10 protein-coding genes are annotated in these 13,592 nt (G+C 58.2%); 4 read left to right on the forward strand and 6 right to left on the reverse strand.

Annotation, left to right across the window (positions count from 1 at the left end):
- Positions 1-12: 12 nt before the first annotated feature.
- The gene (ppsA, locus tag C2846_RS08050; RefSeq protein ID WP_080050712.1) at positions 13-2,382 is read right to left on the reverse strand and encodes a phosphoenolpyruvate synthase; all 2,370 of its coding nucleotides are present in this window, start codon (positions 2,380-2,382) and stop codon (positions 13-15) included.
- A 152-nt stretch (positions 2,383-2,534) separates the two neighbouring features.
- On the opposite strand from ppsA, the gene ppsR reads away from it, so the two are divergent.
- On the forward strand, positions 2,535-3,353 hold the full coding sequence (ppsR, locus tag C2846_RS08055) for a posphoenolpyruvate synthetase regulatory kinase/phosphorylase PpsR (protein WP_080050713.1): 819 nt from the start codon (positions 2,535-2,537) through the stop codon (positions 3,351-3,353).
- Positions 3,354-3,360: 7 nt separating this feature from the next.
- On the opposite strand, the gene C2846_RS08060 is transcribed toward ppsR, so the two are convergent.
- Positions 3,361-4,272 carry a LysR family transcriptional regulator gene (locus C2846_RS08060; protein ID WP_205890133.1) on the reverse strand — a complete coding sequence of 304 codons (912 nt, stop codon included), beginning with the start codon at positions 4,270-4,272 and terminating at the stop codon, positions 3,361-3,363.
- Positions 4,273-4,734: 462 nt separating this feature from the next.
- Here C2846_RS08060 and C2846_RS08070 point away from each other — a divergent pair, with 462 nt between their 5' ends.
- Entirely contained in the window at positions 4,735-6,909 is a 2,175-nt protein-coding gene (locus C2846_RS08070) for a TonB-dependent receptor domain-containing protein (RefSeq protein WP_240638180.1), read from the forward strand.
- Positions 6,910-7,119: 210 nt separating this feature from the next.
- Positions 7,120-8,313 carry a benzoate/H(+) symporter BenE family transporter gene (locus C2846_RS08075; RefSeq protein WP_119701191.1) on the forward strand — a complete coding sequence of 398 codons (1,194 nt, stop codon included), beginning with the start codon at positions 7,120-7,122 and terminating at the stop codon, positions 8,311-8,313.
- Here the strand turns inward: C2846_RS08075 and C2846_RS08080 are convergent, their stop codons facing one another.
- From C2846_RS08080 to C2846_RS08090, 3 genes are read right to left on the reverse strand one after another with little or no spacing between them, the layout of a single operon-like run.
- Positions 8,314-10,131, reverse strand: a complete 1,818-nt coding sequence (locus C2846_RS08080) for a GGDEF domain-containing protein (protein WP_119701192.1) — start codon at positions 10,129-10,131, stop codon at positions 8,314-8,316. It lies immediately after the preceding gene.
- Positions 10,121-11,257: an ABC transporter substrate-binding protein gene (locus C2846_RS08085; RefSeq protein WP_119701193.1), complete on the reverse strand. Its 1,137-nt coding sequence runs from the start codon at positions 11,255-11,257 to the stop codon at positions 10,121-10,123. The genes C2846_RS08080 and C2846_RS08085 overlap by 11 nt, the downstream gene beginning before the upstream one ends.
- A 10-nt stretch (positions 11,258-11,267) precedes the next feature.
- Positions 11,268-12,062 (reverse strand): CHAD domain-containing protein, encoded by a 795-nt coding sequence (locus C2846_RS08090; protein ID WP_165443794.1) that lies wholly within the window; start codon positions 12,060-12,062, stop codon positions 11,268-11,270.
- 81 nt (positions 12,063-12,143) lie between these two features.
- On the opposite strand from C2846_RS08090, the gene C2846_RS08095 reads away from it, so the two are divergent.
- On the forward strand, positions 12,144-12,572 hold the full coding sequence (locus C2846_RS08095) for a DUF411 domain-containing protein (RefSeq protein ID WP_119701194.1): 429 nt from the start codon (positions 12,144-12,146) through the stop codon (positions 12,570-12,572).
- Here C2846_RS08095 and C2846_RS08100 read toward each other — a convergent pair.
- Entirely contained in the window at positions 12,563-13,588 is a 1,026-nt protein-coding gene (locus tag C2846_RS08100; protein WP_119701195.1) for a GGDEF domain-containing protein, read from the reverse strand. The genes C2846_RS08095 and C2846_RS08100 overlap by 10 nt on opposite strands.
- Positions 13,589-13,592: the final 4 nt, after the last annotated feature.

The following is a 13,592-nucleotide window of genomic DNA, read 5'->3' on the forward strand; positions in this document are numbered from 1 at the left end:
AGCTCCTTGCGCTTAGTTCTGACCTTCGGCCAGGAAGAACCAGGTATCCATTACCGAATCGGGGTTGAGCGATACGGTATCGATGCCCTGCTCCATCAGCCACTTGGCCAGATCCGGATGATCAGAAGGCCCCTGACCGCAGATGCCGATGTACTTTCCGGCAGCGCGGCAGGCGCTGATGGCGTTGGACAGCAGCTTTTTGACCGCGGCATTACGCTCATCAAACAAGTGGGCAATAATGCCGGAGTCGCGATCCAGCCCCAGGGTCAACTGAGTCAGGTCGTTGGAACCGATCGAGAAGCCGTCGAAGTGTTCAAGGAACTCTTCGGCCAGCAGCGCATTGGCCGGCAACTCGCACATCATGATCAGACGCAAGCCATTGTCGCCGCGCTTGAGGCCGTTTTCGGCCAGCAGTTCAACGACCTGCTTGGCTTCGCCGACGGTACGCACAAACGGCACCATGATTTCGACGTTGGTCAGCCCCATGACATCGCGCACGCGCTTCATTGCCCGGCACTCGAGTTCAAAACAGTCGCGGAACGAGTCGCTGATATAGCGCGAAGCGCCACGGAAGCCCAGCATCGGGTTCTCTTCTTCCGGTTCGTACAGACGACCGCCGATCAGGTTGGCGTATTCGTTGGACTTGAAGTCGGACAGTCGCACAATGACCTTTTTCGGCCAGAAGGCCGCAGCCAGGGTGCTGACACCCTCAACCAGCTTCTCGACATAGAAGTCGACCGGGTCGGGGTAGCCGGCGATGCGCTTTTCGACGCTGTCCTTGACGTCCGCCGGCAGGCTGGCGAAGTTCAGCAGCGCCTTGGGATGCACGCCGATCATGCGGTTGATGATGAACTCCAGACGGGCCAGTCCTACGCCCTCATTGGGCAGATTGGCGAAGTCGAAGGCGCGATCAGGGTTGCCGACGTTCATCATGATCTTGAATGGCAGCGGCGGCATGGCATCAACGCTGTTGGTGCGGATATCGAACGACAACTGGCCATCGTAAATCAGTCCGGTATCACCTTCGGCGCAGGAAACGGTAACTTCCTGGCCATCTCTGAGCTCGCTGGTGGCGTTGCCACAGCCGACCACAGCCGGAATACCCAGCTCACGGGCAATGATCGCCGCGTGACAGGTGCGACCACCGCGATTGGTGACGATGGCGCTGGCGCGCTTCATGATCGGTTCCCAGTCCGGATCGGTCATGTCCGAGACCAGCACATCGCCTGGCTGCACCTTGTCCATTTCCGAGACATCATGAATGACCTTGACCGGGCCAGAACCAATCCGCTGACCAATGGCTCGACCTTCGACCAGTACCTTGCCTTTTTCCTTGAGCAGGTAGCGCTCCATGACATTGGCATTGCTACGGCTTTTGACCGTTTCAGGGCGCGCCTGAACGATATACAGCTTGCCATCGTCTCCGTCCTTGGCCCACTCAATATCCATCGGCCGGTCGTAATGCTTCTCGATGATCAGCGCCTGCTTTGCCAGGTTGACCACTTCCTCATCGCTGATACAGAAACGTGCCCGCTCGGCCTTGTCGACATCAACGGTCTTGACTGAACGACCGGCCTTGGCCTCTTCGCCATAGATCATCTTGATCGCCTTGCTGCCCAGATTGCGGCGCAGGATCGACGGCCGCCCGGCTTCCAGGGTCGGCTTGTGTACGTAGAATTCATCGGGGTTGACCGCACCCTGCACCACGGTCTCACCCAAACCGTAGGCACCAGTGATAAAGACCACGTCACGGAAGCCCGACTCGGTGTCCAGGGTGAACATTACCCCGGCGGTGCCAGTTTCCGAGCGCACCATACGCTGCACACCAGCTGATAGCGCCACGCCCTTATGGTCGAAGCCCTGGTGGACCCGGTAGGCGATGGCGCGATCATTGAACAGAGAGGCGAAGACTTCCTTGCAGGCGCGGATCACGTTATCGACGCCGCGAATATTAAGGAAGGTTTCCTGCTGGCCGGCAAAGGATGCGTCTGGCAGGTCTTCAGCAGTAGCCGAGGAGCGCACGGCTACTGCCAGATTGTCATTGCCCGCAGAAAGCTCAACGAAGGCCTTGCGGATCGCCTCGTCCAAAGCGGCAGGGAATTGAGCATCCATTACCCACTGACGGATTTGCGCACCGGTTTGCGCCAGGGCGTTGACGTCGTCGACATCCAGCGCATCGAGGGCTGCATGGATGCGGTCGTTCAGACCACTTTGTTCGAGGAAGTCACGATAGGCCTGGGCGGTAGTGGCGAAGCCACCAGGAACCGACACACCGGCGTGGGACAGGTTGCTGATCATTTCACCCAGGGAAGCGTTCTTGCCGCCTACCCGCTCAACATCACCAACGCCCAGCTGTTCGAAGGACACTACGTACTCTAACAAGGTGATCTCTCCGTAAATCGATAAGTTGAGTGGCGCATGCCACAAATCAGACTGTCTGGCCTGAATGTGACAAATGCGCCACAATGCCGGCAAGGAGCCTCAGGCTCGTTACCGCAGCACTCAGCCAATCAGGACATCTTAAGGCCTCGCGCATGAAACGCACCGCTTTTTTCATCTCGGATGGTACCGGTATTACCGCAGAAACTCTCGGTCAAAGCCTGCTCACGCAGTTTGAAAACATTCAGTTCACCAAACGGCTGCGGCCCTACGTGGATACCATCGAAAAAGCGCGAAACATGGTACAACAAATCAATGCGGCTGCCGAGCAGGATGGGGCACGTCCGATCATCTTCGATACCGTGGTCAACAAGGAAATTCGTGAAGAACTGGCCAAGGCCAATGCCTTCATGATCGACATCTTCTCCTCATTCCTGGCCCCGCTGGAGCAGGAACTGGGTGACGGTTCCTCCTACTCGGTCGGCAAGTCGCACTCTATTCAGCACAACGCTCACTACAAGGATCGTATTGATGCCGTGCACTTCGCCATGGACAATGACGATGGTGCCCGCACCCATTACTACAATGAAGCCGATATCATTCTGGTCGGGGTCTCGCGCTGCGGCAAAACTCCTTCCTGCCTTTATATGGCCCTGCAATATGGCATCCGTGCGGCCAATTACCCCCTGACCGAAGATGACATGGAGCGCCTGCAACTACCGGCCGCGCTCAAACAGCACAAGCACAAGCTCTTCGGCCTTACCATTGACCCCGACAGGCTGGCCAGCATCCGCAATGAACGCCGGCCAAACAGCCGTTATGCCAGCTTTGCCCAGTGCGAGTTCGAAGTTCGCGAAGTGGAAAACCTGTTCCGCCGCGAGAACATCGACTTCATCAACTCGACGCACTTTTCGGTCGAAGAGATTTCCGCCAAGATTCTGGTCCAGATGGGCATTGAGCGCCGCCTGAAATAATTGTGGGCTACTGGCGCCAGGCTTCTGGCGCCGCTTGACGTAACCAGTCGATCAGGGCGCCAACCTTGCGCGGCGCCCTACCGAAACTGTACATCAGGTTTACCGGCAAGGCTTCCGGTGCCCAGCCGTCCAGGCAGCGCACAAAGCTGCCTGGATGGGCCGCTTCGTAACGCTCGGCATACCAGTTGGGCAGAATCCCGATGCCTTGCCCACGCACCAGCGCATCGGCTTGCAGAACCACTGTGTCTGCCTTAAGCCGCGACGGCGTTGGTTTGAACAGATAAGGCCCTTTTTGACCATGTAGCAAACGCACCGACTCCGTACCACCGCCCAATACATCGACCCAGCGATGCAGGTTGAGCTGGCGAGGATGCTCGGGTGCTCCGTTAGCCTGCACATAGGCCGGGCTGGCATATAGTCCTGTGGTCCAGCGCCCCAGCGGCTCACTGCGCAGCCCATTGCTGGCTTCAGGTCCAAGCCAAAGCCACAGATCGCCTTGACCGGCATCCTCCTGCGACGGTGGACGCAAGCTACTGCTTACCTGGATCCGTATACCCGGATGCTCTTCTATGAATGAGTGAATTACCGGCGGCAGCCAGCCACGCTCGAAGGCATTGTGAATACGCAACACAAGCTCACCGCTCACCTCTTCCTTCAGGTCGTCCAGAGCTTGCTGGCTTTGCTCGCCAAGATCCAGCATCTGCCGGCAATAGTTGTAAAACAACTTGCCGGCTTCAGTCGCCAGCATCCGGTTAGACTGGCGTAGTAACAGGCGTTGACCTACGCGGTTTTCGAGTTGACTGATGCGCCGGCTCAAAGTTGACTTGGGCAAACCCAGCGCGGTTGAAACCGGGGTCAGGCCTCCCTGCTCAACCACCGCGACGAACACACTCAGTTCATTGAAGTCATGCATCACCATGCCTTTTTCCCTCCACGACGGGTATGACCCAGGGCACTGACGCAAGGTTCGGATCTGGACTGCGGCATATGAAATCAAACGCTTGTTGGGGAGACTTCCCGATTCTCTTGGTAACGAGAATTATTGTCAAATGCTTGACAGCAGAATTCCGGCCAGTGGCTATCAGTCTTCGCCACCTCACCTACGCCAAGCCCTTGATCCCTATGCGGGCTGAGCAGCTACCTACCCTGTTCCAGTTTGAGCAACACGAGGTTTCACCCCTAACGCTGGAACTTTTCCTTTGCGCTCTTTAGAGTTATCGGCAGTTGATAATCATTATCATCATTACTGCCAATCGCGAACTAGTTGCACACAAACGCACTCACGGCAGCAATTACCAAAGGAAAGGAGTACCGATTGATGACGCACTACCGCCCCTCCCTCGCCGTTGGCGGCCTGGCTTTGCTGGCCAGCAGCATTGCCATGGCCAACCAGGCCCAGGACAGTGTTCGGCTGGCCGATACCGTGGTGACCGCTTCAGGCTTTGAGCAGAAGATCACCGACGCGCCCGCCAGCATCAGCGTCATCAGTCAGCAAGACCTGCGCCGCAACCGTTACACCAATCTGGCTCAGGCGCTGGACGGGGTGGAAGGTATTGATATTCGCCAGGGTACCGGCAAGACCGGTGGGCTGAATATCAGCATGCGCGGCCTGCCCAGCGAATACACGCTGATCCTGATCGATGGCCGACGTCAGAACACCGCGGGCAATGTCACTCCCAACGGCTTCAACGAGACCGCTACCAGCTTCATGCCGCCAATGTCGGCAATTGAGCGTATCGAAGTCATCCGCGGGCCGATGTCGACCCTGTACGGATCAGACGCCATGGGCGGTGTGGTCAACATCATCACCAAGAAAGTTGCCGCTGAATGGGGAGCCACTGTAACCGTTGACCACGTTTTCCAGGAAGACAGTGACTATGGCGACAGCACCCGTACCAACCTCTATGCCAGCGGCCCGCTGGTTGATGACCTGCTGGGCGTTTCCCTGCGTGGCAGTTTCTATGACCGCGAGAAGTCCAACCTGCAGTTCAGTGACGGCAGCAACGTCAGCAAGCGCGGCGCTTCACCGGTAGAAGGTCAGAACTTCACTGCTGGTGTGCGCCTCAACCTCACTCCCAGTGAGCGTAACGATTTTTATCTGGATTTCGAGCGTGGCGCTCAGCGTTACAACAACGACGACTGCCAGTTGGGTAGTCTGGATGGCAAGGCCGGCGGCAACGCTGTCAATGGCTGTACCACCGACGCTCCGACTCGCGCCAATGGCTATAAGGATGAACTACGCTTCACCCGCAATCAGGTCGCGCTGGGGCATGAAGCCAGGCTGGACTTTGGCCGCTGGAGCAGTAGTGTGACCCACAATGTCACTGAGACCCTAGGTCGTACCATTCCCGGCACGCCTATTGGCCAGGGCTATGTAGGATTCCCAAGCATCATCGTCGGCGCCGACCGCGAGCTCAAATCTACCGACCTGATTTTCGATACCAAACTGGTCGCTCCGCTGGGGCAGTCGCATGTCGGTACGTTTGGCGCCCAATGGTGGGATGCCGAAGTAAAAGACGGCATTACCACCGAAACCTTCGAACAGAAGTCCTGGGCGCTGTTCGCCGAAGATGAATGGCGTCTGCGCCAAAATCTGGCTCTGACCCTTGGCGCACGCTACGAGCACCATGACAGTTTTGGCGGTCACGTCAGTCCACGCGCCTATCTGGTGTGGAATACCACCGACAACTGGACCCTCAAAGGCGGTGTCAGCCGGGGCTACAAAACCCCGATCCTGAATCAGTTGCACAATGGAATCAACGGGGTAACCGCTCAGGGAGCCACCATCACCATTGGTAGCCCTGATCTTGATCCAGAAATCACCACCAATACCGAGTTTGGCGTTTATTACGACAATCTGGCCAACTTCAACGCCAACGTTACCCTGTTCCACAACCAGTTCAAAGACAAGATCGATACTGGCACCCCGATCCCGAACTGTTTCTCCAGTGCCAACCCCAACCTGCCCGGCTGCATCAGTTTCGGTCCTGGGTTCGATCAGGACAGCTTCGCCCAGAACAAGAACATCGGTAAGGCCATGACCCAGGGGGTAGAGATTGCAGGTAAATGGCAATTCGCACCGGCCTGGAGCCTGAGCGCCAACTACACCTACACTGATAGTGAGCAGAAGAGCGGCGACAACAAGGGCGCACCCCTGACCAACAGCCCGGATCATCAGCTTTATGCCCGGATCAACTGGGATACTACTCAACGACTGAACCTGTGGTTCCAGGGTGAGTATCGCAGCAAGCGTGAGCGTTTCACTGACCGTTACGAGAACCTGTCAGCGGCCAACCAGGCGCTGTACGATGCTGCTGGCGACCTTAAGGCCTACGAAGTGTTCCACCTTGGCGGCTCCTACCGTGCCACTGACCGCCTGAGTCTGAACGCGGCTATCTACAACGTGTTTGACAAGGACTTCACCAAAGGTCAGTTCTACACGACCAATACCGGTGCGACCGGCTGGGTATCCAACTATATCCAGACGGGTCAGTCTACCGACGGCACCCTGGAAGAAGCCCGCCGTCTCTGGCTGTCAGCCACCTACGAGTTCTGAAGTACAGCGGAGCTCTCTGCAACGCCCGCAACGCCCGCTTATGCGGGCGTTGTGCGTTGTTTAGCCCCTGCCACAACATGACTATCACTTCGAACTGACTCGTCACTGACCATCTGTTGCCCCAACTCTCTGCTCAACTGTATCGCTGAGCATAGGGCAGCCTGACCTATGCTGTGCGCACCCCCCTGGTTTCTTATTGGACATTGCGGTATGCGCACGGCTGAATCGCAGACAAACCTGCTGAATGACTTCAACTCATCGACCCTGGTGGCCGGCTTTGTCGCCACCCTCACCGGCTATGCCAGCTCGCTGGTACTGATGATTCAGGCGGGGCAAGCCGCCGGTTTGACCGAGTCCCAGATCGCTTCCTGGATCTGGGCGCTGGCCATCGGCATGGCCGTCTGCACCCTGATCCTGTCGCTGCGTTATCGAACCCCGATTCTGGTTGTCTGGTCCACCCCTGGGGCAGCCTTGCTGATCACCAGCCTGCCGACTGTCAGCTACGCCGACGCCATCGGGGCATTCATCTTTTGCGGGCTGCTGGTCATGCTTACCGGGCTGACTGGGAGTTTCGAACGTCTGGTCAGGCGCATCCCGGCATCGCTGGCGGCAGCACTGCTGGCCGGCATCCTGTTCCGGATCGCCGGTGAAATGCTGATCGCCGCTGAACAACAGGTGGGACTGGTAGTCGGCATGGGACTGACCTGGTTGCTTGGCAAGCGCTGGCTGCCGCGCTATGCCGTGCCGCTGGCCTTGCTGGCAGGCTGTCTGATTGCCTGGTTTACCGGGCTGTTTGATCTGCCTACGGTTGAATGGACGCCAACCCTGCCAGAGTTAACCGTACCGGGCCTGTCACTCAGCGCTCTGATCAGCATCGGCTTGCCGCTGTATATTGTCGCGATGACTTCACAGAACCTGCCAGGCATGGCGGTACTGCGGGCCGACGGCTACCGGGTATCGGCCTCACCGATTCTTTCGCTGACCGGTCTGGCTTCAATGCTGCTGGCCCCGCTGGGGGCTCACGGGGTCAACCTGGCGGCAATCAGCGCTGCGGTTTGTACCGGCCCTGAGGCCCATCAGGACCCGAGCAAACGCTACGCCGCGGCCATCTGGTGCGGGTTGCTGAATCTACCCATCGCCCTGTTCGCCGGGGCTCTGACCGCAGTGTTCATCGCCCTGCCCTGGACACTGGTGATTTCAATTGCCGCACTGGCGCTCTTGGGGTCGATTGCCAACGGCCTGACCCAGGCCATGGCCAATCCAGGTGAACGCGATGCCGCGCTGATCACCTTTATGGTCAGCGCCTCGGGCATCAGTCTGCTGTCGATAGGTTCAGCCTTCTGGGGCGTGGTTGCCGGGGTTCTGGCCTTGTGGCTTCTGCGGCCCAAGAATCCCGACAACTGATCAGCAATCGCGCTGTTCAACCTCGGTGCCGGGCTCATCTTCGGCACCGGGAGCCTCCAGCGCCTGGGCGCAAACCTGGTTGCGACCCTGCCCCTTGGCCTGATAGAGCGCGCTGTCGGCGGCATTCATCAGGCGGCTGATCAAGCGGGTCACACCCTCATCTCTGCTGGAGCCATCCCACCAGACACAACCGACGCTGACGGTTACCACCCGCAAGGGTGAGCCGTTATGCGCAATCCCCAGACCGAACACTGCCTCTCGCAAGTTCTCGGCAGCAGCCAGAGCCTGCTCCCTGGAGTAACCGGGCAATAGTACTGAGAACTCCTCACCGCCGAGCCGAGCCGGTAACTCCGCGGCTCGTTTGAACCGCCGTTTGAGCTGATCGGCCAGGGCAACCAGACAATCATCGCCGTGACCATGGCCATAGAGATCATTGAAGTTCTTGAAATAGTCGACATCGATCATCAGCAATCCAACCGGTTGCTGATTGCGCAGCGCACGACGAACTTCATCGGCTCGGCGCTCATCGAAATGCCGGCGATTGGCCAGCCCGGTCAAGTGGTCCCGGTGTGACAACACCAACAGTTCCTGGCGGGCACGCTCCAGATCCAGTGCGTGCTCCCAGCGCTGCAACAGACTGAACAGCCACTGCCCCGCATCCTCAAGCAGACTCAGCCGGGCCGGCGGCAAGGCCTGGCGTTCGGCACTTCTGACCGCACAGGTAAAGCCCCGCTGCTGGCTGTGATAACGCACCAGTATCACGCCCGGGTCAGCCTCCGATGACTGCAGGGTCCAGCCCGGTTCCTGCGGCTGTCCTGGCAGGCCCAGTTGCCGATGAGTGCGTTCAAGCCAGGGCCAATCCTCGGAACCAAACCAGACCAGGCGAGTAGTCCAGCTCTGCTGCCCATGACGTTCGAATAGCGCACAGGCATCCAGCTTTAAGTAACCAGCCAGCTCGCCCAGCAAGCGCTGCAGAGTATCGGGGTAATCGGCATGGCCTATATGCATGAAGCTGAGCATGCTTTGCGATAGCCATTCCTGATAGCCGCTGACAAAGGCCAATTCTTCGGTGCGCTCAGCCACTCGCCGGTCCAGGCTATCGCGCTCCTGTTCCAGCGTGTGCAACGCCTGTTCATGGCGCGCGGCATAATGACCAATGCTCTCACGCAGAGTATCGAATCCCTCAGCCACCTGATCGATCTCATCTCTCCAGGGTCGCTGCGGATGAAGTGGTGCCAGTGCCGGCGGATGCTTCTCCGGTACCAGGGCGCCGACATAGCCGGCCATGCGCCCCAATGGAACCACCAGTTCCCGGCGCAGGTAATGGAAGATAACCAGGCAGATCAATAGCGTGAACAATGACAGTTCAAACAGGCGCAAGCCCGCTGCAGCGACAATAGCCTGGGTCAGGCGCTGATGCTGGTAGTACACATGCAACTCGGCCAGATCGAAGGCGCCCCCATCGGGTGGAGGAATCCGCAGGCTGGCATCCGGGCGGATCAGGCTGGCGAAATTGCCTGCGCGCACATCCAGACCGGTTGTCGCCCTAAGTTCGACGGCGGCAATGTCCGGCAGCAACGCAATCTGCTCGACCTGACGACTCAGGGCCTCGATCTCGATATCCCAAAGCGCCACCTGAAGCAGCGGCACATGCAGTTCGGCCAATTGCTGTATGGTCTGAGTGAAATGGCGTTTTTCCTGCTGGTAGAGCAGCAGCGCGTGGATGATCGAACCCGCGAGGATGCAGAGCAGCGCCAATCCGGCCAGGCGTTTGATCAGCCGGGCACTCAGCGGTGCGAAAGGCTTGTCACTGGTCATGGACCGGCGCCTCCAACCAACTTTTCAGAGAAAAGTCGTAGTCCTCGCGGGCCGAATTGCAGACCTTGCTGAAATGGCAATAGTCAACAGTTGTCCCTGTCAGGCTCTGGCGCTCGAGAAACTGCCGGGCGCTGTCCGAATCGAACGACATGAACATCGGGCGTTCAAGCTCCGTACCTTCGGTCGCAGCAAAGTCGAGACCATGATAATGATCATACAGCAGCACCAGCGCCCAGACTCCGGTCAGATAATGCCCCCCAGCCAAAGCACCCAGTTCTCCGGAAATCAGCGCCTGCATGGCTTCTTCGGAGGTATTGATCGCAGAAAACAGCATGTCCTGGCCGGGAACACCTCCACCCTGGCGCAAGCTATCAATGGCGCCAAAGGCCATTAGATCGCTCCCAGCCCAAAGCACTCTGGCTTCTGGATAGCGCAGATATAGCTGTCGAGCCTGCTCCGCCGCCTTGTCCTTGCGCCAGTCGCCATGCACCAGCTGACGCAACTGTACATCCGGATACTCGGCCAACGCCGCCTGCATTCCGCGATTACGTCGGTTCGAACTATCTGTTGCCCGGTCGCCGGAGATCGCCAGCACTTCAATAATGCCTTCAGGATTGCTCAGCCCTCGGGATCGGGCCTTTTCCACCAGAGCCCTGGCCGTCAGATAGCCGGCATCCTCGGCCCGTGGCACCAGGCTACCGAGCCAAAAGGCATAGCGTTCACGGGGGTATCCAAGGACCGCCCGCTCATCGCTCTGCACGGTGTTGTAGGCCACGAAGCTTTGGATATTGGCGCCTTCGGCCAGCTCAAGCTGCTCGAACAGAGTCCGCTTGTCCCCGACCAGGACAAGATAGTCGGGCTGCAATTGTCGAGGGCGCTCAGCCACCTCACGAGTGAGACTGATCTGGGCCAGATAGTCTCTCTCGGCAAACAGCATTTCAAGCTCAATCCCCAAACTGGTGGCAGCCTCTTGCATGGCCAAGGCTGCGTCCTGCCAGAATGGCTCGTCTTGCTTGCCTGGATTGATGAAAGCCACACTGGGTCCGGCATCAGCTGAACTAGCCACCAGCGCCGTCAAAGCCAAGCCCAACCCGGCGCCTAACCGGCCACTGCGTCCGTTACCCATCACCCGTTTCCTAATCCTTGAAGCTGCCCCGAAACAATGTGCCAGTATACCTGTTAAGCCGCTTCAGCTCTCGCCTTGCCTGCTTTTCATACTGCTCCAGCTGCCGTTGCCAGGTCTTGGTCAAAGGGCGCAGGTCCTGCTCAACCTGACTGCGTTGAAGCCATTGCCAGCGATCATGCCAGTCGCCCAGGCTGCTCTGGCACTGCTGCAGAGCCGTCAACAGCTCTGGAGACATCGCCAGAGCCGGTGCGAAGGCCTGAAGTAGATAACGCAAACGTTTCACCAAAATGCGCACCCGATGCAAATCGAGCGATTTGCGGCTTAGCTGATTGTCAAGCCGACGCCGCAGACGCATCAGTTCGGCAATCAACTGCTTAGCCATCCGGCCGGCCGGCCAGTCAGCCAGTAACAAGGGGGCATCGTTCAAAAAGTTCTCAAGTTGCTGTTCGAGTTGCGGCAAGAGCGGATCCTCACGCAACAGCAGATAACCAGTTTCCAGCGCTGCGCTGCGAGCGCTTAGAGCCATATCCTGTCCCTGCTTGGCCAGCTCGACACACAGCACCTCCAGATCCCGCCAAGGCCCCGAGCGCTGGCCAAACGCGCTTGCCGAGCACAATATCTCTTCGCACCAGTCTGCCTTGCGCCAGGGGCGGGTCAGGCTGCGCAACGAGCGCAAGGCTACTCGTAGGTCATGCAATGCCTCCTGCTCACCCGCCCCACCGAGCAATGCCCGGTTCGCCACCAAAGCCCGATATTGCTGTTCGATTCCTTTGCACAAACAGCCCGGTACTGTGTCCATGGACATCCCCCGTTTCCTTTGTGTCATTGCCAGAATTGAAGGTTGATCATACTCTTGGCAAAAGTCATACACGATATGGGGATGCCAATGCTTCGTGCACTGCTGTTGTTTGTCTTTTTGAGTAGCCCACTGCTGGCCGCAGAGCAGCCAGACATCGATGTCTATCGTGACCCGAACTGTGGTTGCTGCTCGGCCTGGATCGACCACCTGCGCGATAATGGCTTTACCGTCAGGGATCACCTGGAGAGCAATATGGCGGCGGTCAAGGCCCATTTGGGCGTGCCAGCGGACATGGCGTCCTGCCACACTGCTGTGATTGACGGGCGTTTTATCGAAGGGCATGTGCCTGCTGCCGATATTCTACTGATGCGCAGCCAGCCGGATCTGTTGGGCCTGGCAGTACCCGGCATGCCCATAGGTTCACCGGGCATGGAGATCGGTGACCGGGTCGACGCCTATGATGTCATCTCCATCGATCAGCAGGGCGAGCGCCGGGTTCTGACCAGCTACCCCTGAATTGTTTGTGTCTGCACCTCCAGGGGCAGACATACCCTATTGCGCCCTTCGCGCTTTGCCCGATAGAGATTTTCATCGGCCTGCTGTAGCCAGACCTCCCAACTGACCTGATCGGTCAGCAAGGCCCCACCGATAGAAACCGTAACGCCTCCGCCCGGGCTGCTCAGCTCGGCGGCTATTCGTGCACGCAGGTGTTCCGCCGCTTTAAGCAATCCCTTGGCATCTATTCCTGGCAACAGCAGCACAAACTCCTCGCCGCCCAGACGGAAGAGCCGGTCAGATTTACGGCAGACAGCTTTGACGATACGCACAAAATCGACCAGTACCTGATCCCCCGCCTTGTGCCCGTGCCGATCATTGATCTGCTTGAAATTGTCCAGATCTAGCACCAACAGGCCATATGCCTGGGCATAACGCTGGCGGGCTGACATGGCGATGACCAGTTCCTGCTCCATGGTGCGACGATTACCAGCCCCGGTCAGCGGATCGATGGTGGCCAGGGTATTGAGCTGTTCGCGCTGACGGCGACCGCGATAGGCAAAAACAAAAGCGAACAGGCTGGCCATCAGACAGGTAACCAGAAACGAGCTCATCTGGTAGTAGCTTTCAAATACCTCACCGGGGTTAAGCAGCCCATACAGGCACAGCACAGCCAGCGCTGAGAGTGTCGCAACCAGGCTTTGCCGGGGAGGCACTACAAAGAAGTTGAACAGTATCAGGTTGTAGAACCAGAACAGGCCGTTGACGCCCAATTTGATAGAGACCAGCACGGCGCCAATCGAGTAGATAGTCGCCAGAAACTGACCAGGCCGAATAGTATTACCAGTACGCCAGGCATATGCGATGGCAACCAGTGTGCAGAGTACCAGCAGGCTATCGACAATACCGACCAGCCAACTACCCTCGATCAGGCGAAAGATTGCATAGGGAGTCACACCCAGAAGCGCCACTAGGCCAACCAGGGTGATGATGGACAACTGAAAGTCGTCTTTCAGTCTCAGCAACAGCTTTGCCATTAAG

This window comes from Pseudomonas jilinensis, from assembly GCF_003586265.1.
Taxonomy (GTDB): domain Bacteria; phylum Pseudomonadota; class Gammaproteobacteria; order Pseudomonadales; family Pseudomonadaceae; genus Halopseudomonas; species Halopseudomonas phragmitis.

Excerpts from the sequence above, each read along its gene's own strand:
- ppsR (WP_080050713.1), top strand. The coding sequence starts at position 2,535 with ATGAAACGCACCGCTTTTTTCATCTCGGATGGTACCGGTATTACCGCA.
- C2846_RS08060 (WP_205890133.1), bottom strand. The coding sequence starts at position 4,272 with ATGGTGATGCATGACTTCAATGAACTGAGTGTGTTCGTCGCGGTGGTT.
- C2846_RS08070 (WP_240638180.1), top strand. The coding sequence starts at position 4,735 with ATGGCCAACCAGGCCCAGGACAGTGTTCGGCTGGCCGATACCGTGGTG.
- C2846_RS08075 (WP_119701191.1), top strand. The coding sequence starts at position 7,120 with ATGCGCACGGCTGAATCGCAGACAAACCTGCTGAATGACTTCAACTCA.
- C2846_RS08080 (WP_119701192.1), bottom strand. The coding sequence starts at position 10,131 with ATGACCAGTGACAAGCCTTTCGCACCGCTGAGTGCCCGGCTGATCAAA.
- C2846_RS08085 (WP_119701193.1), bottom strand. The coding sequence starts at position 11,257 with ATGGGTAACGGACGCAGTGGCCGGTTAGGCGCCGGGTTGGGCTTGGCT.
- C2846_RS08090 (WP_165443794.1), bottom strand. The coding sequence starts at position 12,062 with ATGTCCATGGACACAGTACCGGGCTGTTTGTGCAAAGGAATCGAACAG.
- C2846_RS08095 (WP_119701194.1), top strand. The coding sequence starts at position 12,144 with ATGCTTCGTGCACTGCTGTTGTTTGTCTTTTTGAGTAGCCCACTGCTG.
- C2846_RS08100 (WP_119701195.1), bottom strand. The coding sequence starts at position 13,588 with ATGGCAAAGCTGTTGCTGAGACTGAAAGACGACTTTCAGTTGTCCATC.